This is a genomic window from Acinetobacter sp. SA01, from assembly GCF_011319235.1.
Taxonomy (GTDB): Bacteria; Pseudomonadota; Gammaproteobacteria; order Pseudomonadales; family Moraxellaceae; genus Acinetobacter.
Genome location: NZ_WXXM01000008.1, coordinates 106,494 through 128,046, shown reverse-complemented (window position 1 = coordinate 128,046; position 21,553 = coordinate 106,494). Strand labels below are relative to the sequence as shown.

At 41.9% G+C, this 21,553-nt stretch carries 16 protein-coding genes, 1 pseudogene and 1 riboswitch; of the genes and pseudogenes, 7 read left to right on the top strand and 10 right to left on the bottom strand.

What is annotated here, in order from left to right; genetic code table 11:
* Positions 1 to 30: 30 nt before the first annotated feature.
* The 4 genes from sstT to plsB form a co-directional block, all read right to left on the bottom strand.
* Complete coding sequence (gene sstT / locus GTU69_RS09505) at positions 31 to 1,224, bottom strand: serine/threonine transporter SstT (protein WP_166170041.1); 1,194 nt, start codon at positions 1,222 to 1,224, stop codon at positions 31 to 33.
* Positions 1,225 to 1,537: 313 nt separating this feature from the next.
* The gene (sulP, locus tag GTU69_RS09500; protein ID WP_166170039.1) at positions 1,538 to 3,262 is read right to left on the bottom strand and encodes a sulfate permease; all 1,725 of its coding nucleotides are present in this window, start codon (positions 3,260 to 3,262) and stop codon (positions 1,538 to 1,540) included.
* Between the two features lie 101 nt (positions 3,263 to 3,363).
* Positions 3,364 to 3,681 (bottom strand): metalloregulator ArsR/SmtB family transcription factor, encoded by a 318-nt coding sequence (locus GTU69_RS09495; RefSeq protein ID WP_086196964.1) that lies wholly within the window; start codon positions 3,679 to 3,681, stop codon positions 3,364 to 3,366.
* Positions 3,682 to 3,865: 184 nt separating this feature from the next.
* A complete protein-coding gene (gene plsB, locus GTU69_RS09490; protein ID WP_166170037.1) occupies positions 3,866 to 6,367 on the bottom strand; it encodes a glycerol-3-phosphate 1-O-acyltransferase PlsB in 2,502 nt (833 codons plus the stop codon).
* A 266-nt stretch (positions 6,368 to 6,633) separates the two neighbouring features.
* Here plsB and cysK point away from each other — a divergent pair, with 266 nt between their 5' ends.
* Both cysK and GTU69_RS09480 read left to right on the top strand, forming a co-directional pair.
* Complete coding sequence (cysK, locus tag GTU69_RS09485; protein ID WP_166170035.1) at positions 6,634 to 7,632, top strand: cysteine synthase A; 999 nt, start codon at positions 6,634 to 6,636, stop codon at positions 7,630 to 7,632.
* A 626-nt stretch (positions 7,633 to 8,258) separates the two neighbouring features.
* Positions 8,259 to 9,194, top strand: coding sequence for a LysR substrate-binding domain-containing protein (locus GTU69_RS09480; RefSeq protein WP_086196961.1), 936 nt, complete (start codon positions 8,259 to 8,261; stop codon positions 9,192 to 9,194).
* Between the two features lie 22 nt (positions 9,195 to 9,216).
* On the opposite strand, the gene GTU69_RS09475 is transcribed toward GTU69_RS09480, so the two are convergent.
* Positions 9,217 to 9,816 (bottom strand): TetR/AcrR family transcriptional regulator, encoded by a 600-nt coding sequence (locus GTU69_RS09475; RefSeq protein ID WP_086196960.1) that lies wholly within the window; start codon positions 9,814 to 9,816, stop codon positions 9,217 to 9,219.
* A gap of 725 nt (positions 9,817 to 10,541) precedes the next feature.
* Between GTU69_RS09475 and GTU69_RS09470 the strand changes: the two genes are divergently transcribed.
* From GTU69_RS09470 to GTU69_RS09455, 4 genes are all read left to right on the top strand, one after another.
* Positions 10,542 to 12,323 carry an acyl-CoA dehydrogenase C-terminal domain-containing protein gene (locus GTU69_RS09470; protein WP_166170033.1) on the top strand — a complete coding sequence of 594 codons (1,782 nt, stop codon included), beginning with the start codon at positions 10,542 to 10,544 and terminating at the stop codon, positions 12,321 to 12,323.
* A gap of 105 nt (positions 12,324 to 12,428) precedes the next feature.
* Positions 12,429 to 13,598 carry a thiolase family protein gene (locus GTU69_RS09465; protein WP_166170031.1) on the top strand — a complete coding sequence of 390 codons (1,170 nt, stop codon included), beginning with the start codon at positions 12,429 to 12,431 and terminating at the stop codon, positions 13,596 to 13,598.
* Positions 13,599 to 13,717: 119 nt separating this feature from the next.
* Complete coding sequence (locus GTU69_RS09460; protein WP_171522017.1) at positions 13,718 to 15,217, top strand: acetyl-CoA hydrolase/transferase family protein; 1,500 nt, start codon at positions 13,718 to 13,720, stop codon at positions 15,215 to 15,217.
* A gap of 226 nt (positions 15,218 to 15,443) precedes the next feature.
* Positions 15,444 to 15,785 (top strand): hypothetical protein, encoded by a 342-nt coding sequence (locus GTU69_RS09455; protein ID WP_166170030.1) that lies wholly within the window; start codon positions 15,444 to 15,446, stop codon positions 15,783 to 15,785.
* Here the strand turns inward: GTU69_RS09455 and GTU69_RS09450 are convergent.
* Entirely contained in the window at positions 15,767 to 16,552 is a 786-nt protein-coding gene (locus GTU69_RS09450; protein ID WP_166170028.1) for an HAD family phosphatase, read from the bottom strand. The genes GTU69_RS09455 and GTU69_RS09450 overlap by 19 nt on opposite strands.
* 190 nt (positions 16,553 to 16,742) lie before the next feature.
* Positions 16,743 to 16,850, top strand: a riboswitch (guanidine-I (ykkC/yxkD leader).
* 14 nt (positions 16,851 to 16,864) lie between these two features.
* Between GTU69_RS09450 and GTU69_RS09445 the strand changes: the two are divergent.
* Positions 16,865 to 17,091, top strand: a pseudogene (locus GTU69_RS09445) (DUF1989 domain-containing protein); the annotation flags it as partial.
* Positions 17,092 to 17,218: 127 nt separating this feature from the next.
* On the opposite strand, the gene GTU69_RS09440 reads toward GTU69_RS09445, so the two are convergent.
* The 4 genes from GTU69_RS09440 to GTU69_RS09425 form a co-directional block, all read right to left on the bottom strand.
* Positions 17,219 to 17,857 carry a CoA transferase subunit B gene (locus tag GTU69_RS09440; protein ID WP_166170026.1) on the bottom strand — a complete coding sequence of 213 codons (639 nt, stop codon included), beginning with the start codon at positions 17,855 to 17,857 and terminating at the stop codon, positions 17,219 to 17,221.
* 4 nt (positions 17,858 to 17,861) lie between these two features.
* Entirely contained in the window at positions 17,862 to 18,566 is a 705-nt protein-coding gene (locus GTU69_RS09435) for a CoA transferase subunit A (protein WP_166170024.1), read from the bottom strand.
* A 91-nt stretch (positions 18,567 to 18,657) separates the two neighbouring features.
* The gene (locus GTU69_RS09430; protein ID WP_166170022.1) at positions 18,658 to 19,560 is read right to left on the bottom strand and encodes a hydroxymethylglutaryl-CoA lyase; all 903 of its coding nucleotides are present in this window, start codon (positions 19,558 to 19,560) and stop codon (positions 18,658 to 18,660) included.
* Positions 19,557 to 21,551 carry an acetyl/propionyl/methylcrotonyl-CoA carboxylase subunit alpha gene (locus tag GTU69_RS09425; protein ID WP_166170020.1) on the bottom strand — a complete coding sequence of 665 codons (1,995 nt, stop codon included), beginning with the start codon at positions 21,549 to 21,551 and terminating at the stop codon, positions 19,557 to 19,559. The genes GTU69_RS09430 and GTU69_RS09425 overlap by 4 nt, the downstream gene beginning before the upstream one ends.
* Between the last annotated feature and the right edge of the window lie 2 nt (positions 21,552 to 21,553).

The window sequence follows — 21,553 nt, the reverse complement described above, 5'->3', positions numbered from 1 at the left end:
CGTCACAAAAAAAACTTAATAATGACTATCTTAATCCAAACCGCGGTCAACGGCAGCAGTAAATAGCACATCTGTTGAAGAATTTAATGCAGTTTCTGTTGAATCCTGCAATACGCTAATCACCATACCAATGGCTACCACTTGCATGGCGACATCTGAACTGATCCCAAACAGGCCACAAGCGACAGGAATCAGCAATAAAGATCCACCGGCAACACCGGAAGCACCACAGGCTGAAATGGTTGCCAGTACCGACAAAACCAGCATGGTGGTGAAATCCACCGAAATACCCAATGTATTTACAGTGGCTAAGGTGAGGACGGTAATGGTAACAGCAGCCCCCGCCATATTAATCGTTGCTCCTAAAGGAATGGCAACGCTGGCTGTAGATTCAGCAACACCTAAACGTTTGGCCAAATCCAGATTCACAGGAATATTGGCTGCCGAACTACGGGTAAAAAACGCCGTAATGCCACTTTCGCGTAAACATTGCAAAACCAGTGGATAGGGATTTGCACGGGTCACAAAGGCCACCATCATTGGATTGACTACCAATGCCACAAACAACATGGTGCCAATCAATACTGCTAACAATTGTGCATAGCTCTCAAACGTACTTAATCCAGCTTCTGCAAAGGTCACGGCAACCAGACCAAAAATACCCACCGGGGCAAAATTGATGACCAAACGGATCACGGTATTTACTGCATTTGCAGCATCGGTGAGCAATACTTTTGTTGAGTCATGGGCATGACGGAATGCAACCCCCAAAGCAACAGCCCAGGCCAAAATACCAATAAAGTTGGCTTCACTAATCGCAACCACAGGATTCGCCACAAAACTTAAAAGAAGGTTTTTTAAGATTTCAATCAGACTACCGGGTGGTTGCAAGTCTGCATTTGCGGGAATATCCAGAAACAAGGTACTTGGAAAAATGATACTGGCAATTACGGCACTTAATGCAGCCAGTAACATTCCAATTGCATACATTAGTATGATGGGTTTAATTTTCGCGCTATGTCCGACTTTAAAATTAGCAATAGAGGCTAAAACCAGTACAAAAACTAAAATGGGCGCAACAGATTTAAGTGCTTTAATAAACAGTTCACCTAACAGGCTTAAATAAGGAGCCAGATTCGGGAACAAAACAGCAACACCAATACCGAGAATAATGGCGATAATAATTCGGGAGACTAAACTCAAACGCATTAAAGCAGAAAACATAAAGGTGCCTTGTTACAAATACGAGGACTAAAAAATCACAAAAAATATTCGGCATTTTATACCTAAAAGTGATATGGCTAAAAAATAATTTCCATATAAAAACTAACTGCTTATTTTTAAAGTTGATATTTTTAGTTTTTCATCAAATTTTTGCCATATTTTTTAAATATTCAAATAATACAAATGCTTCCGATTATTCTGCTGTGTTGTACTCTGTTAAAAGGTTCTATTTTCAAGCTCTTAATAAAATATCAAAGGCAGTCTTAAAAAACCACAGCAGAAATTGAGTGAGATCATTTATATCTGATTTGTCTTAAAATACTTCCGGGGAAAGTTCTTGCATGGCCTGAAAATGCGAAAGATAAATCCGGCCACTTAAGTGATGCAGCAGTTTTGAATGTTGTAATTTATCCATTACGGGGCCCTTAATTTCGGAAAAATTCAGTTTGATGCCCAGTTTATTGAGTTCGGCATTCAGGTCTTCCAGCATTTCCAGCGCGCTCAGATCGATGGCACTAATACTGGAGCAGTTAATGACCACATGCTCTAAATCCGTGTACTGACTCATGGCATTAATCAGGAAACCTTTAAAGGTATTGGCATTTAGAAAGGTCAGGTTTTCATCTATCCGCATGGATAGGACTGTGTCTGACGTCAGCACCTGATGACGCTGTATATTTCTAAAATGCTGGGTTCCTTCAACCAGACCAATGACAGCAATATGCGGACGGCTGATCCGCCACAGCAGCAGAATAAAGGTAGAAACAATACCCAGTAGCAAACCAGTCGAGATATCGATGCAGAGCACACCAAAGAAGGTAATCCACATGGCAATACCATCAGCTTTGGAATAACGCCAGGTTTCAATAAAGGGCTTGAAATCAACCAGTTTCCAGATGGAAACAATAATGGTTGCTGCCAGAATGCCTAAAGGCAGGTCACGGAAAAAACCGGTAAAATAAAGACTGACCACCACAATAAGCAGAGATGAAATGACCCCTGCCAGCGGAGTTTTGGCACCGGCATCTGCATTGACCACCGTGCGCGATAAGCTTCCGGTAACCGGAAATGCTGAGCTGAGCCCGGCACTTAAATTGGATAAACCCAATGCGATCAGTTCCTGGTTACTATTTAAATGACTGCGTTGCTGTAGGGCAGTCGCTTGAGCAATAGATAAAGACTCGACAAAGCTGATCATGGCGATCATTGCTGCACCGGGTAACAAGGTAATGACCAGATCCAGATTCCAGTAGGGCATACTCAGCGGGGGAAAACCTGAGGGGATTTCTCCTACTGTTTTAATGCCTACGGCTTTTAAATCCAGAAAATAGACCGCCGCAATTGAAATGACCACCAAACTTAAAGGCAAGGCTTTCGTCAGAAATGCAGTCGACCCTATTCGGCTTTGCACAGCATTGGACTGTAAAACTTTAGGGAAATAAATCAGAAAAATGAGCGCAAGCATGCCAAAGATCAAAGAGGCGAAATTGCTGTACCTTAGATATTGCCAAACGCTGACTACAAACTCAGGGATATTATTCGCCTTTAAAGGTACATCGACCAGAAATTTGAATTGACCCAAAGCAATCAGCAGCGCAGAAGCAATAATAAAACTCTTGATGACCGGATGACTAATCAGCTGAATCAGAAAGCCAAATCGAAATATCCCGAGCAATAATGAAATGACACCCACCATTACTGCAAGCAGGCAGGCAGCCTGTATATAAACCGGTGAGCCAACCTCAAATAACGGATTGAGGGTCGCGAAAGTCATCATGGAAATAATCGCGACCGGGCCAATAGAAAGCGTAGGACTGCTCCCGACCATGGCGTAAATGATCATGGGCAAAATACTGGCATACAGTCCCGTAATGGGCGGTAGTCCTGCCAGCATGGCATAGGCCATACCTTGCGGAACCAGCATTGCAATGACAATAAGAGCTGAAAGAAGGTCAGATTTAAACTTGGTCGGGTTGTAGGTACGCAGCCAGCGCCAAGCGGGTAATAGCGCCGTTAAGCGAGAATTTAAATCTGACATATCTAAAGCTAAATCACTATTTTAGATATATTATGCATAAAAAATGCTAAGAAGTCTTATCAGGACGATTACATCTGCTCAATTTTCTTTTATTTATATGATTAAATTAAATTTTTAGGACAATAGAGTTGATATAGGGTATTGAGGACCTGAACCAGTTTTTCATCTTTAATGGAATAAAAAATCTGTTTTCCATCGCGACGTGTAGTCACCATATCGCTTTTACGTAGCATCATCAGTTGCTGTGATAAGGTAGGCTGGCTTATTTTTGTCGTCTGTTCTATTTGGGAGACATTTAATTCTTGTTTGGCAAGATGACATAAAATAAGTAAACGATCTGTATTGGCTAATGATTTTAATATTGTGACAACAACATCAATAGACTCATGCATAGAAGCAATTTCAAGATCGGTGTTCATACAGCATTTCCATACTACGCAACAGTAACCTAGGCAGTATACTGCCTGATTAATCTCATATAGGATGAAAATGTAACATTTTCAATGGTTTTTTATGAAAGTAATTATCAGATATTCTTATATCCATTAAAATAAGGCATTTAATCCAGATTAAATGCCTGATAGCAATGCAGAATATGATTTATCAATTTTTATGGGTCTGTTTAAATCCTTTTAATTCTTTTTCATTAAAATGCACGGCTTCAATGATTGCCTGACGCGTTTCAGGATTATACCAGTTAGAAATTGCAGATATTTTTTCTTCAAAATCATCGCTAATGACAAAATGATTTTCTTGAGTACTGAGCAGACCTTTTTCTTTTAATATAGCAATAAAGCTTTTTAAGGTGGCGCTGTCAAAATAATAACCGGCCTGAATCTTTTTGGTTTGAGACAGTTTGTTCAGTACCGCTTTACCCATTTTCTCCAGTTCTTTCAGGCTCAGTGCTTGCAACGAAGCATATTGCTGAAGTAATGCAGCAATTATCGTCATGTTATTCAGGCTGGCAGCAGACAAATGGGCCAATGTTACAAGCTGGTTTTGCATGTATTCATCGGCTGGGATAGAAAGGGTTTGATCCTGACGAACAATCCAGCCTAAATGTTCTAAACCTTCTATAATGAGTGTGATTTCTTTTTCTAATTCATCCATAGACCATTTTAAGAAAAATTTTTCTTTAAAATAGGGATAGAGATTTTTAACACTATCGATTAAATAATGGGTAGAGATTTTTTTATATGAATGCACCAGCATTGCAATTAATGCCGGTAAAATAAAACAGTGCAAAATATTATTACTAAAATAACTTAACAGAATTTTTTGACTTTCGGCAACGCGTACCCAGTTTTGGTTATTTTGGCTGAAGATTTCAACCTGTTTTAATTTTGCAGCATATTGAATAATCTCTGTGCTCGATAATTCTGTCATGATCATTTTTGCATCATATTTCATTATTTTTAATAAATGACGATATTGATCAATTTTACCGATTAAATCATGTTCAGTTAAAGCATGATGTTCAGCATTTAGTAAAATCAGCGAGATTAAAGAGATTGGATTAATCACTACTGCTTTATTAATATTTTCCAGAATTGAATTAGCAACTTGATTGACGGTTTGAATCACAGGTTGGGGTAATTCATCGTGAATATTGAGTTTAATGTGCTTGGCCTGATGCTCGGATAAAACCTGATCCAGAAAAACCGGCTCGCCAAAATTGACGTGCACCTGCCCAAAGACTTTTTCAATTTTATGGACTGAACTCAAGATCCCCCAAATCGATTCGGCTTCTTTGGGTTTGCCATTCAGTTCATTTAAATAAGACGTGCCTTCAATCAGCTTTTCATAACCAAAATAGGTGGGAATGAAGGCAATTGGCTTGGTTGCACCACGTAAATGACTTTGTACCGTCATCGACAGCATGCCTTTTTTCGGTGGTAACAGCAGACCGGTACGTGAACGGCCACCTTCAATAAAGTATTCCAACGGCGTATTACGCGATAAAAGGCTGTGCAAATATTCCTTAAAAACCGAAGTATATAATTCATTGCCGCTAAAAGTACGACGGATGAAATAAGCACCGCCGCCACGCATGATCTGACCGACCACAGGCAAGTTGAGGTTAATGCCTGCCGCAATATGCGGCACCATCAAGCCACGGTTAAAAATCACATAAGACAGCAGTAAATAATCGATATGACTGCGATGGCATGGTGTATAAACAATTTCGTAATCTTTGGCCAGCTCGCGGACGGTATCGAAATTATGCACTTCAATTCCATCATAAAGTTGCGTCCAGAGTTTGGTCAGCGCCAGTTCGGCAAAACGTAGGGTAGAATAGGAAAAGTCCGAAACCACTTCGGTTAAATAGCCTTTGGCACGGTTCTCTGCCTCAAACATACTGATTTTGTTGTCAATACTTTCTTTACGAATAGCATCTTGCACCGTTTCGGTTTTCATTAACTTGTTAATGAGATTACGGCGGTCGGATAAGTCGGGACCTAAAATGGCTTCTTTGTATTTATTGAAATTGCTATTGAGCTCCTTGACCACAGAATGTGCCGGGGAAAAGTTTGGATATTCAATTTTAGATTTTTCTATAGCTGCTCTTAGGGAAATAGGTTTATGAAATTCAATATAGTTTTCACGGCTATATAAAGAAATATTCAAAGCCTGCTTTAATTTGGACGGTGTCGCCCAGGCATCGGCAAATAAGGCTTTAAACCAGGAGTCTTCATATTCGGGTGAGCGCCCCCATAAAACCGTCACCGGAACCAGTTCTATTTCGTATTCGGGATATTTTTCCAGAGCTTCAATCAGCCGAATGAGCTTGGCCGAATAATGATAGGTTTGATTTTGTGAGTTAGGTAGGTTTAAAGCCAGAATAGAATCATCTTCCTGCAACTCCTGAATGCTGAAAGGTGTAAAAACAGAAGGCAGTTGGCGTGCTTTGGCTTCAGTATCAATCAGGACCGTGTTGCTTAAGGATGCATCTTGTAATACATAGCAAATTATTTTTTTATCTGTTTGATATTCTAAGGTTTTTTTTAATTCTTCAGTATTACCCAAGACTTGAGGAGTCACAATTTTATCTAAAATTTTCTGTGTAAATTGTCGATAGAACCGGCTATAACTCTTATGAGACATGTGATTCCCTAAATCAGTTTTCATTTGCTGGATATTGTGTGCAATTGCATGAATAAATACAAACTTTATTGATGACAATTACGTCATTTAAGTGGTAACTCTTTGGTCAATATTACAAGCTTATCGGTTTAAAAAGCATTGTTTTTTAGATTGAAATCACAACTTAAGTTGAATAAGCATAGCAATAGAAAAACTTATCTTGAAGGTCTAAATGGCTTATGATGAGCGCATGACTTTAAAATCAAAAGACAGCTCAAGGAGTTAAAATGAGTACTGATTCTGCTTTTCCAGCACCGAACAATTTAGCCATAGCGGTTTATAGTGATAATGCTGAAGCGATTGGCAATACGCCTTTAATTCGTATTAATCGTGCCATTTCATCCGATGCAACCGTATTGGCAAAAGTTGAAAGCCGTAATCCGGCATTCTCGGTGAAATGCCGGGTAGGTGCCGCTTTAATTGCAGATGCTGAAGAAAAAGGTTTGCTTAAACCGGGCATGCATATTGTCGAGCCAACGAGTGGCAATACCGGTATTGCACTGGCATTTGTTGCAGCTGCCAAAGGTTATGACATTACCTTAACCATGCCGGCAAGTATGAGTGTTGAGCGCCGTAAGGTGCTGAAGGCTTTTGGTGCAAATCTGGTACTGACTGAGCCGGCCAAAGGCATGAAAGGCGCTGTAGATGAAGCAGTACGTTTAGCCACTGAACAACCGGATGTGTATTTTTTACCGCAACAGTTTGAAAACCCGGCCAATCCTAAAATTCATGAACAGACCACAGGCCCCGAAATTTGGGAAGCTACTGGCGGTAAAGTCGATATTCTGGTGTCTGGCGTCGGTACGGGTGGCACAATTTCCGGTATTTCACGTTATTTTGAACAGGTAAAAAATCAGCCGCTTTATTCGGTTGCTGTGGAACCTGCGGAATCACCGATTATTGGTCAGGCGAAACGCGGCGAGCCATTGACTCCGGGACCGCATAAAATTCAGGGCATTGGCGCCAACTTTATTCCTAAAAACCTGGATCTGGATTTAGTGGATGAAGTGATTGCCATTGAAAGTGCTGCAGCTATTGAATGGGCACGCAAAACCGCCACCCATGATGGTATTCTGGTAGGTATTTCAAGTGGTGCAGCCATGGCAGCAGCGGCTCAATTGGCAGCACGTCCTGAAAATGCCGGTAAAAACATTGTGGTGATTTTACCGGATGCCGGTGAGCGTTATTTATCTTCGGTGTTATTTGAAGATATTTCAGCAGAATAATTGCTGTAAGCTTTAAAGTTTGACTTAAATTTGAGGCGTTCAGGTTTAAGTCAAACCGTTTGAGTGATGTGTTTCTTTAGATCTCTTTCATAAATCAAAAAATGTTCAATATTAGATATTTTAAATCAGCACGGCCTCATTTGATTAATTTAATTTTTTACCTTCTCGTAGGCAGTTTGTCTACTTTTGAAAGGTCAAAAGTAGACAAAAACCTTTTGTTTCCCATCACGACATCCTTGTCGTGATGGGAAACGTATGGCATTCATGCCACACTCATGAATCTAATATCGACTAAAAATCTATTTTCAATTTTAGCTTTACGAACGATTTTTAGTTTTTAAAATGATTTATGAAAGAAGCCTTTTCATCCATCCTTTTTATTTCTCTTATACAGACTTGAAATATATTTCAATTCCGCTCAGGGAGAAAAATAAAGAGGGTATCAACAAGGGTGAAAGCAGTCTGTTATGTTATTTTGATTTTTATTGATAAAATTTATTTTATAAGCTTCAGCCAAAGCTTATTCACATGGCATGCTATTTCGGTATAAATGGACATTGGAAATAGCACTCAAAAGGTAGATGATGTATTGCCTCTACAAATTAAAGATTTAGGGATTTGAATCGGTGTTTGAGCTCGACTGTAAATTACTCAGCGTTTTTCTTTATATTTATAAATATAAAAGTGTTTCCGTCGCGGCTGAATATCTGGCCATGAGTCAGCCCACGGTCAGCAATATCCTGAATAAAATCCGCCAGCATTATAATGACCCACTTTTTTTAAGAATCGGCAATGAAATGGTGCCGACTGAACTGTCGAAACAGCTGTTCCCACTGGTCAGTGAAGCCTTAAGTAAAGTTGAAATCATCAATAATTTCACCGTTGATTTTGACCAGACTACTTCACAGCAGAAATTTACTATTGCCATGACCGATGTGTCGCATTTGGTGTTATTGCCTAAAATTTCCCAATATTTAAAACAGCATGCTTCAAATATTCGTTTAAATGTTCGCGCCATTACTTCTGAAACCAGTTATCAAATGGCCAATGGAGAAATTGATTTGGCAATTGGTTTTTTACCCCATCTGGAAAACGGTTTTTATCAGCAAAAACTGTTTGAGCAATATTATGTGGTGATTGCATCCAAAAACCATCCGCGGCTGAGCGAAAACAGTCTAAGCACTGAACAATATATCAATGAACCCCATATCGATATTGATGCCGGAATGGGGCATTATCATATTGAAAATGAATTGTTAAATTTAGAACTGAAACGTAATATCTTGATGCGCTTGCCCAGTTATCTGGGCGTTGGTCTGGTGGTGCAGGAAACCGATGCGATTGCGACCGTACCTTATTATTTAAGTGAGGTGTTATTGTCGCGCGGCAATTTACAGATTTTTGATGCACCGATTACTTTTCCCACCTATGCAGTCAAGCAATATTGGCATATGTCCTGCCATCACAAGACCAGCCATCAATGGCTGCGGCAGATGTGTTATGAATTGTTCTCGAAAATGAATGACCTGGATGACCCTATGCATAAAATCATTCATCAATAATTGATTTATTGAAACCCGAATATCAAGAAATTTTATCCGGGGTCATTAAGGCCTGGTTAATATACAGTTTAATGAGGCGTTCACGTGAACCAATGGCTTTCTGGTAATGGGTTGAATTAAGCAACAAGGAAGCACCATAGGTGACCGTCCAGATATAAGATAAATAGTCGCGAATCGACATGGCACTATTAAAGGATTTCAGATATTCGTCGGTCATGTCCTTAATTTCAATAATCCGCTCTTCACGTACCCGATAAAGCTGTTCAAATAATTCTTTCAGCTTGCGTTCATTATTGGTTAAGCGTTCTTCAATTACATGCAATAAAATGGTCCGGTTGGAATTTAACATGTTGTAGAGCATGTACTGTGAAACATAGGTTTTAATATTATTTTTATATTTTTTTGAAATTTCCAATAATCTTTTTTCATTCAAGATGATCAGTTCTAAATAGAGCTGATTCTTGCTTTTAAAATGTTTATAAATGGTCCCTTTGGCAATATCCAGCTCACACGCAAGTTCTGCCAGGGTAATGTCCTGATTATTATCCAGCAACAGTGTTTCTGCCATGGCTAAAATTTTCTCTTTGCGTAATTGAAAATTTTGTTGGCGTACCGTATTCATCGCAAGTCCCAGAAAGACATAAAAAAAAGCCAATTTAAAATATACCGATATCAAGCCTATGACAACCCAACTAATGTCTGATATGAGCTAAAAACAAAGCACTGCTTTGTTTTTAGCTCAAGAGAATAATAAAAAGCACTGCTTTGTTTTTGGTGCAAGAAAATAAAAAGCATTTTTTTTTGTTTTAATGCAAGAGAGGCAATATAAACTGATGGTTAACGAAGCACATTAAATCAGCTTAGATTTGCAATTGCATAGCACAAAATAAAAGTCAATCAGTGAGAACCTGAGAGGTCAATAATCATCAATAAAATTCCAATTACCGCATAATTATTTTATTGTCTTTTTGCGTTGAAAAAAGGGATTAACCCATAAAACGCAAAGAGCAGATATGCTGATTTAACCGTATTTCATTCACATATTTAAGCTTAGGCTTGATGGTGAGTGGTTCAGTTTAAAGTGATTTACAGAAACCATGTTTCATTCGTTGCTCATAATAGTAATGATGAAATGAGTCTGAACACTCGAGCTGATGAGTAAAGTTTTTAAACCTAATTCTCGCTGCATTCATTTTTTTTTCATGGATGTTGCAAACTGCGCGAATGGTCAAATTTTACTTAGAGAGATGTACGTGAGAATAAATCCGTTATTTCAGTATAGGTTCTTACAACTTTAAAAAGCACTTCACTATTTTTAATGCGAAGTCTTCACATAAGGAAAGCAATATGCCTATTTATAACGCACCCCTTAAAGACATGGAATTTATTTTAAATGATGTATTTAAGGCAGATGAATTCTGGCAGGGCAATGAAAACCTCGCTCATTTAGATATGGCAACGGCTAATGCGATTTTAGAGGAAATGGCCAAGTTTTCTAAAAACGTCATCCTTGATCTAAACCGCAGCAGTGATGAAGAAGGCGGCGCACAGTTTAATAATGGCGTGGTGACTACACCTAAAGGTTTTAAAGAAGCATTTAAACAGTTTGCCGAAGGTGGCTGGGTGGGTCTGGGGGCACCTGAAGAATGGGGCGGTCAGGGCATGCCTAAAATGCTGACGGTACTGGCTGATGAAATGATCTGGAGTACGAACCCCTCATTTATGCTCTACCCATTACTGACTGTGGGTGCAGGTATGGCGATTAATGACCGTGCTTCCCAAGAACAAAAAGAGACTTATCTGCCAAAATTCTACACGGGTGAATGGTCAGGTACCATGTGTCTGACAGAACCGCATTCTGGTACAGATCTCGGGCTGATCAAAACCAAAGCGGAACCGAATGAAGATGGCTCTTTCAATATTACCGGTACAAAAATCTTTATTACCAGTGGTGAACACGACCTGTCTGAAAACATCATTCACCTAGTTCTGGCAAAAACACCAAATGCACCGGCTGGCTCACGCGGTATTTCCTTATTCATCGTGCCTAAATTCCATGTCAATGCAGATGGATCGGTGGGTGAACGTAATGCCGTATCTGCCGGTTCTATCGAACATAAGATGGGGATTAAGGGATCTGCGACTTGCGTGATGAACTTTGATGGCGCCAGAGGTTATATCGTCGGTAAGGAAAATGAAGGTCTGGCAGCCATGTTCGTGATGATGAACTACGAACGCTTATCTATGGGGATTCAAGGCATTGGCGCAGCCGAATTTGCCTACCAGAATGCAGCGCAATATGCCACAGACCGTTTGCAGGGCCGTTCGGCAACCGGTGCAAAAGCACCTGAGAAACCAGCCGATTCTATTTTAGTGCATGGCGATGTGCGTCGTATGTTGCTGAATGCTCGTGCCAACAATGAAGCATCACGTGCTTTTGCGGTTTATGTGGGACAACAGCTCGACATCACCAAATACTCAACCGATGCAGAGGCAGTACGTAAAGCCAATGACCGTGTTGCATTGCTTACCCCAATTGCAAAAGCTTATCTAACCGACAAGGCACTTGATTCAAGCCTGGAAGCGCAAATGGTGTTTGGTGGTCATGGTTATATTCGTGAATGGGGCATGGAACAATGTATTCGTGACTTGCGCATTTCCCAAATTTACGAAGGCACCAACGGCGTTCAGGCGATTGACTTGGTTGGCCGTAAGACCATCAAATGCGGTGGTGCATACCTTGCTGAATACATTGCGGAAATTCGTGAGTTTGCACAAGCTTTAAATGATGCCTTGCCAATTAAAGCCGCTACATTAGATGTGTGTACACAAGTTGAAGACATTACCGCTTTCATTGTGAACCACGCAAAGACGGCGCCAGAGTTTTCTAATGCTGTAGCAGTGGATTACTTGCATGTAGTGGGATTACTCAGCTTTGTCTATATGTATGCGCGTATTAGCCAGGCCGCTCAACCAAAAGCGGAAGCGTTCTTCCAGAACAAACTGGTATTAGCGCAGTATTATGTAGCCAAAGTTTTACCTGACCTGGCTGCACGTGTACAACGTATTCAAGCAGGTGCCGATGTAGTGATGCAGTTACCAGAGGAATACTTTACTGCCCAATCTTAAGTTTGGCACTACACTTTAATACAGGGTTTAATAAAGATGGAAATGACATGAGCTGAAGGTATAGCTCATGTCACACAACAAGATTGATAAATTAGGATGGAAAAAATGATTGTTATTGTAAATGGTGTTCGTACAGCAATGGGTGGCTTCCAAGGAGCACTGTCTCCATGTACAGCACCAGATTTAGGTGCAGCAGCCATTAAAGAAGCTGTAGCGCGTTCCGGCTTGCAACCAACCGATATTGATGAAGTGATTTTTGGCTGTGTACTTCCGGCCGGTTTAAAACAGGGTCCGGCACGCCAAGCCATGCGTCAGGCCGGTTTACCTGACAGTACGGGTGCAACCACCATTAATAAAATTTGTGGTTCAGGCATGAAAGCGGTGATGCAGGCTGCTGATGCCATTAAAGCCGGTTCTGCTGAAATTGTAGTTGCAGGCGGTATGGAATCGATGAGTAATGCGCCATATCTACTGGACAAGGCGCGTGCTGGTTATCGCATGGGACATGGCAAAATCACCGATCACATGTTCCAGGAAGGTCTGGAAGATGCTGAAACCGGTTTGTCGATGGGTATTCTTGCACAAGAAATGGCAGATAAAAAAGGTTATACCCGCGAACAGCAAGATGCCTTTGCGATCAGCTCATTAAATAAAGCGGTCACTGCCATCAACAATGGTTATTTAAAAGAAGAAATCGTGCCTGTAACCGTGTATTCACGTAAAGGCGATGTAGTTGTTGAGCAAGACGAACAACCGCTGAATGCCAAGGCCGATAAAATTCCAACTTTACGCCCTGCATTTAAAAAAGATGGCACCATTACTGCCGCTAATTCCAGTTCGATTTCAGATGGTGCTTCGGCTTTAGTGCTGACTTCAGAGGAAATTGCGGCACAACGGGGCTTAAAACCACTGGCAAAAATTGTCGCTTATGGCTCCAACTCACAACATCCTACAGAATTCAGTATTGCACCAGTTGGTGCGATTGAAAAAGTATTGAAAAAAGCCGGCTGGGATGCTCAGGAGGTTGATCTTTGGGAAATCAATGAAGCATTTGCCATGGTGGCGATGGCTGCGATAGATGCGTTCAATCTGGATGAAGCAAAAGTGAACATCAATGGGGGTGCTTGCGCATTGGGTCATCCACTCGGTTCATCAGGTTCACGTATTATCGTGACTTTAGTACATGCCCTAAAACGTACCGGTGGTAAAAAAGGCATTGCCAGTTTATGTATTGGTGGTGGTGAAGCAACTGCTGTTGCAGTCGAGCTGATCTAAAAAGTCTCTATCAGCGTAGAGCGATAAGTAACGAATTAGAATTTAATAAGCAATAACAACCACCATTCCAGCACGCCGGGATGGTGAAAAACAATATGTTTATTTTTGAGATTTTTATTATGAATGGTTTAGATCGCATTCGCTTAGTCTCCCTTCGCGACAAAATTATGTCTGCTGAACAAGCGATTAAATTGATTCAAGACGGTGCTGTAGTCGGTTTAAGTGGTTTTGGTGGTGCAGGTGAGGCAAAAGCAGTACCGTTGGCTCTGGCTGAACATGCCAAAGAGCATCCCTTGAAAATTACCCTGGCGACAGGTGCAAGCCTAGGCAATAAAATTGATGGCCGTTTAAATGAAGCTCATGCAATTGAGCGCCGTTATCCTTATCAGGCTGATCCCGGTCTGCGTAAATCCATCAATGCTGGTGAGGTGATGTATATCGATCAGCATTTGTCTGAAATGGCAGATAACATCCGTCATCACAACTTGCCATCGATTAATGTCGCGGTGATTGCAGCAACAGCAATTACTGAAGATGGGCAGATTATTCCAACTGGTTCATGTGGTAACTCGGCCAACTTTGTAGAAATGGCGGATCATGTGATTGTCGAAATTGACAATACCATTAATCCGGTGCTGGAAGGCGTACATGACATTTATGTACCGAAAGCCCGTCCGAACCGCGCACCGATTCCGTTGATTCATGCGGGTGACCGGATTGGAACGGTTGGGATTCAGGTTAGTCCGGAAAAAATTTCAGCGATTGTGCTGAATGACATTCCTGATACCTCTTTTAACATGGATGAACCGGATGAGGATACTTTGGCCATTGCCAAACATCTGATTCAGTTCTTTGAAGGCGAAGTGGCAGCTGGACGTTTACCGGAAAATTTAGGCCCATTACAGTCTGGAGTCGGTTCGATTGCCAATGCGGTTTTTTCAGGTTTTGAACATTCCAATTTTCATGACTTGGAAATGTATTCGGAAGTGTTACAGGACTGTACTTTTGAGTTGATTGATTCAGGTAAAATGACCTTTGCTTCAGGCTGTTCAATGACCTTGTCAGATTCTTGTGCACAACATGTGATGCAGAATTTTGAACAATACAAAGACAAAATTGTGCTGCGTCCGCAGGAAATTTCCAATAATCCTGAAATCATCCGCCGTTTGGGGATTATTGCCATCAATACCGCACTGGAGTTTGATATTTACGGCAACGTCAATTCTACTCATGTCACCGGCACCAAAATGATGAACGGTATTGGCGGTTCAGGTGATTTTACCCGGCATGCCCATATAGCAATTTTTGTGACCAAATCGGTCGCCAAAGGTGGGGCTATTTCATCTGTAGTTCCAATGGTCAGCCATACTGACCATACCGATCATGACGTTGATATTTTGGTGACAGAAAACGGTCTGGCAGATTTACGCGGTCTGGCTCCGCGTGAGCGTGCCCGCAAGATTATCGATTTATGTGCGCATCCTGATTATCGCGATGAACTGAATGATTATTTTGAACGTGCTTGCCAGCGTGGTGGACAAACCCCGCATCTTCTTGAGGAAGCCTTGTCCTGGCATGCAACATTTGAAGAGACTGGAAACATGCATAAAACTGCATAAAGATAGCTAAATGTATAAAACAAAACCCATCTTATGATGGGTTTTTTAATTTCTAATCTAATTCTAAATTAAGTTTTTATGGATGAAATGTGGAGAGAGTTTTCAAAAAAATGACGAAGGCAAGACAGATTCATTACTGCTGAAACGCTTTACCTACAAGATCTCGCTTAACGCGCAGAGGGTTCTTTCTATAATGACCGCGTCGTAACATTCAAGGTCTTAAGTTTTGAAATATCTTCAATATTTTTCAGGAATCTCATTAGCACTGTTGTTAACTGCGTGTACCACTGAAGCACCGGATTATCAGGGGAATTGGAAAAACACCCTGGAAAATCCAAAACTTGAAAATATTCTGGTCATTTCCAAGAATGGTGACAATTATTTCATTACCAATACGATAAAAGATAAAGCGACGGGTAAAACTGAAAAGAAAAATCCAGTTCCTGCCTCAGTGGGCAAGAATGGTTTTCTTGAGGTGAATGCTGGTGCGGGTATGGTTGATTTTGCGATTGACGAGAAAACCGGCAATCTGGTGGGTTCAGGTTCGGTCTATAAGAAAGCAAAATAATCATAAACACATACGTCTACAGAAGATGTCATGAATATGAATGATTTATGGCATTTTTTAGCTGAAAAAATTAATAAGGCTTCAAAATCTTTAATGAAATATTCTACGTTCGCTCGAATTTCATCTATTTCATGCGCTGAATATTGATCATAGAGTGCAACGACATCGATGCCGGCATGATTTGCCGCTTCCACGCCAATCAGGGAATCTTCAATAATCAGACATTGTTCAGGCGGTACATCAAAGTGTTGCAGTGCCTTTAAATACACCTCTGGATGCGGCTTGATGTTGTCGACATGTTCGCGGGTTAACAGCAATGAAAAATCGTTTGTGAAATCAATTTTGCTATTGATGAGTTTATTATTCTCTTGATAACGCTGGATATTATATAAACTCGTCGTGGTGGTTAACGCCAGTTGAATACCATGTTGTTTCAACGCCTGAATCAAATTTTCTGCTTGCGGTTTTAGCTCCACGACATAATCGAGAAAATGCCGTGAAATGGCATAACGGCGTAACTTTACTTGTTCTTTTGTTAAATTAAAACCATACAATTCATTCAGATAAGTACAATATTCCAGATAGGGATCAGCAGACTGTCGAAATTTATTCAGCTGTGTATCGCGCTGCTGCTGAATGCTATGATGATCAACATCTATCTTTGCTAACTGTTGAATCAGGGCTGCGTCCACTTGATTCCAGATGCCTACGGAATCAATCAAGGTACCATCCAGATCGAAACACACCAGCTTTTTATCTTTAAACATGCCGAATCCATTTTATTGCTGACCGTATTATCAGACTTTATCTGGCAGATAAAAAGTCTAGTTTAGGTGCAAATACGGCATCGGATTTCGATTTCACAACGAAGATGACCTCTTTTTGCTCATTTTAAGTATTACGAACAATAAAAAGCGTAATACTAAATTGGCATGTCCTTTGCATTTCTTTAAGCATCATAAAGTGATCTAGGGTTCCGGCATTTTTCAATGTGACTGAGACCGAGAGTTCACGGCTAGGTTAAATAAAACCAAAGCTACACGGAGGGATAAAAGCCCGGGAGGTTGTAATTCAAACGGTCTGCACGAATCCAACGTGGCGCAGTATTACAACTTAAATCCTTAGGTGAAAATGCCAATGTTTCACTTTTTTGTGTCAATGCAGCAGACAAGCTTGAAGCCTACAACATGCCCGATAGCCTGAAAGGTCAGCATACGGCATTTTTTTAAGCACAGGGCATATTTTGGCGTCGGATTTAGGTCGCGCCATAATCTCAATTGTCAAAGATGACCACGGTTGGAACGATGCCTTAATAAATACAATTTACACGGGTCGCATTTTAAAGGCTGTTTTATTTAGCCACTTGGACTCCATGCCGAAAAGAGCTTGCCCTTAAAACGTTTCATTTTTAAGGGCTGGGTGGAGCAGGTGGATCAGGCAGCGTTGCGAAGTAAAGATACGCCAGTGACTTTCTGAATTTCCTCAAGACTCACATCTGGCGCCAGTTCAACTAGTCGAATCCCATCAGGAGTGACATCAAGTACTCCAAGGTCAGTAATAATACGGTTGACGACAGCCTGACCAGTCAGCGGTAAGCTGCATTGTGGAACAATTTTAGGCGTGCCATCTTTGGCGCAGTGTTCCATGAGCACCACAACTTTTTGTACACCTGCGACCAGGTCCATCGCACCGCCCATACCTTTGACTTTTTTACCCGGAATCATCCAGTTGGCCAAATCGCCAGTTTCCGAGACTTCCATGGCACCCAGAATGGCAATATTGACATGACCGCCACGGATCATGGCGAAAGAATCAGCGCTTGAGAAAAATGAAGCACCTTTCCTCGCAGTGACGGTCTGTTTGCCGGCATTGATCAAATCGGCATCGACAGTCTCCTCGGTTGGAAATTCACCAATCCCCAATAAACCATTTTCTGACTGTAGCCAGACATTGATATTTTCCGGAATATAGTTCGCTACCAATGTTGGCAGGCCAATCCCCAGATTGACATAGAAACCATCTTCAAGCTCTTGTGCAGCGCGCTGCGCCATTTCATTACGTGTCCAAGCCATGAGATCAAGCCTCCGCCTTTAAAGTCATCTGTTCAATGCGTTTTTCTGGTTGGGTATTTAAGACAATTCGGTTTACATAAATACCAGGTAGATGAATTTCGTCTGGATCAAGTGCACCAATCTCGACAATTTCTTCCACTTCAGCAATGGTGATTTTACCGGCCATGGCACAGACCGGATTAAAGTTTTGCGCTGTTTTACGGAAAATCAGGTTGCCCGCTTTATCCGCCTTATAGGCTTTGACCAAAGCCACATCGGCAGTCAAAGACTCTTCCAGAATGTAGGATTTACCGTTAAATTCGCCAACATCTTTACCTTCAGCAATGACGGTCCCGACACCCGTCGCCGTATAAAAAGCGGGGATACCGGCACCACCAGCACGTAATTTCTCTGCCAAAGTCCCTTGCGGAGTCAGTTCAACTTCTAGTTCACCGTTTAAATATTGACGTTCAAACTCTTTATTTTCACCGACATAAGAGGAGATCATTTTTTTTATCTGTTTGGTTTCCAGCAATAGCCCCAGGCCAAAACCGTCCACACCGGCATTATTGGAAATACAGGTCAGGTTTTTCGCGCCCGTTTCTTTTAAAGCCGCAATCAAGGCTTCCGGAATACCACATAAACCAAAACCGCCGACCGCCAGGGTATGACCATCTTGAACAACACCTTTTAAGGCGGCTTGAGCGCTGTCATAGACCTTGTTTGACATCTTGTCACCTCTATTGTTGTTGCAGCAGATTTGGGCTGCTGCTTATATCCTTATGATTGCTTGAGGTCATTTTGCTCAAGCATGATTGTTTTTAAGCACAGGCTTTTTGCCAATAGGCATTGGCATAATTGGATGGATTATTGCGCTGCAAGACTTCACTGATATTACGACTGGCCTGCATCAGGGCATCCAGCTGAATACCGGTTTCATAGCCCATCTTGGAAAGCAGATAATACAGGTCTTCGGTTGAGACATTGCCTGAAGCCCCTTTGGCATAAGGGCAACCACCTAGGCCAGCAATGGAGGAATCAAAGACCCGAATGCCTTGCAGAAGCGACTGATAAATATTGGCAATCGCCATGCCATAGGTATTATGAAAATGTCCTGCTAACACTTTGGCATCAAGTTCAGCCAGGCAGGCCTCCCAGACATTTTTCACCCGATCTGGTGTCGCTGTACCAATAGTTTCACCCAGAGACACTTCATAACAGCCCATCTCCAGTAAGCGCTGAGTAACTTTCACTACTTGTTTGGGATCAATCGCGCCTTCATAAGGGCAGTCGACCATACAGGAGACATAACCACGCACCTTGATGTCATTGGCTTTGGCTGCTGCCATGACATCGGCAAACTTCTCCAAACTTTCATCAATCGAACAGTTGATGTTTTTGCGGGTAAAGCTTTCCGAAGCTGCGGTAAACACAGCAACTTCCTTACAACCGACAGCCAGTGCAGACTCAAATCCTTTCATGTTCGGGGTTAACAAACTGAATTGAATATTTGGATCTTTGGGTAAGCTGGCAAACAGTACATCACTGTCCGCCATTTGCGGCACCCATTTGGCTGAAACGCAAGAGCCGACTTCAATAGCCTGCAAACCGGTTTTCATCAAATCCAGAATCAGGTTTTTCCGGTCATCCAGGGTGAGGGGCGTTTTTTCATTTTGCAGGCCATCGCGTGGCCCGACTTCTACGATTTTGACAAAATCCGTCATGCGACTTCCTCCGCCAATGGCTGGAACTCGACCAGTTCATCACCGGCTTTGACCTGATCACCTTTCTGGAAATATGAGCTTGCGATGATACCGTCATGCGGTGCACGAATCGAATATTCGATCTTCATTGCTTCCAGCGTCATCAGCACATCGTCTTTTTTCACCTTATCATTGGCTGCGACCAGTACCTGGGTGATTACACCTGGCATCGGTGCAGTCAGGTTATTTTCAGCACCTTGTTCATCCTGACTGTTAAAGTCATTTTTCAGATAAGTAAACTTGTAGCTTTGGCCTTGATGGAACAGGGTAATGCCTTGTGCAGTCTGACTAAAGGACAGTTTTTGCTGTTTTCCTGCCAGTTGCAACGCTAAAGTATGTGCATCAATAAACTGACCCTGTATTTGAATCTGCTGACCGTTATAGCTGGCGACAAAGCCTTGATCTTGAGTATTGAACTGAACTTTTAGGGTAAAACCATTACGTTGTAATTGCACTATATGGCTATTTTTCTGGTTCAGGCGCCAGAATGCTTTTTGCTGCCACACTGGATTACTTGGAACGGGATTCTGTGCCTGACGTGAAAGTAGTTCAATCAGTGCAGCACTAACCACCAGTTCGGTACTGATATCAGCAGAAGGCTTGAGCAAAAACTCTTCTTCACGCTGGATCAGTCCAGTGTCTAGGTTTGCATTTTTAAATGAGTCACAGAGAACCAGTCGATCCAGAAAGGCAATGTTGTTGCCTAAACCGTCGACATGGAACTGGCAAAGTGCATGATGCATTTGGGTCAAGGCCGCTTCACGGTTTTTGCCCCAGACAATCAGTTTGGCAATCATCGGATCATAATAGGTGCTGATTTCATCACCTTCGACAATACCGCTATCCACACGTACACAGTCATTTTGTTCTGGATAGTGCAAATAGCTGATCTGGCCAATCGCCGGAATAAAACCTTTTTCTGGTTCTTCGGCATAGACACGTGCTTCAAGTGCATGACCGTGAATCTGCAATTCATGCTGCTGTTTCGGTAACGGTTCACCAAAAGCTACGCGCAGTTGCCATTCCACCAGATCCTGTCCGGTAATCATTTCAGTCACCGGATGTTCAACCTGCAAGCGGGTGTTCATTTCCATGAAATAAGCCGTACCGTCTTGCTCGACAATAAACTCTACTGTGCCAGCGCCAACGTAATTCACTGCACGAGCAGCGTCAATCGCAGCCTGACGCATCGCTTCCAGTTTATCTTCTGGCATTTTTGGTGCTGGGGCTTCTTCCAGTACTTTCTGGTGGCGACGTTGTACCGAACAATCACGCTCAAACAAATGTACATAGTTGCCATGCGTATCACCAAAGACTTGCACTTCAATATGACGTGGTTGAATCACATAACGTTCAATCAGTACATCTTCATTACCAAAGCTGGAACGGGCTTCACTTTTGCAAGAAGCCAATGAGCTGAGAAAGTCTTCGCTGCGTTCCACCAGACGCATGCCTTTACCGCCACCACCAGCACTGGCTTTAATCAGCACCGGATAGCCAATATTATCTGCCTGCTGTTTCAGGAAATCAGCATCCTGATTGGTACCGTGATAGCCGGGTGTTAAAGGCACACCTGCTTTTTCCATCAAGGCTTTAGAGGTGGCTTTCAGGCCCATCGCCAGAATGGCGGCTACTGGTGGACCAATAAAAGTGATGTTATTGGCTTGGCATGCTTCGGCAAACTGGTCATTTTCAGACAGGAAGCCATAACCAGGGTGAATCGCCTGAGCACCAGTCGCTTTTGCTGCCTGAATAATACGGTCAATTTGCAAATAGCTTTGTGCGGCTGGTGATTCACCAATATAGATCGCTTCATCGGCCAGTTTGACATGCTGTGCCTGCGCATCGGCATCGGAATAGGCTGCAACGGTAGCAATTCCTAATTTCTTCGCTGTACGAATCACACGGCAGGCAATTTCACCACGGTTGGCAATTAAAATCTTTTCAAACATTG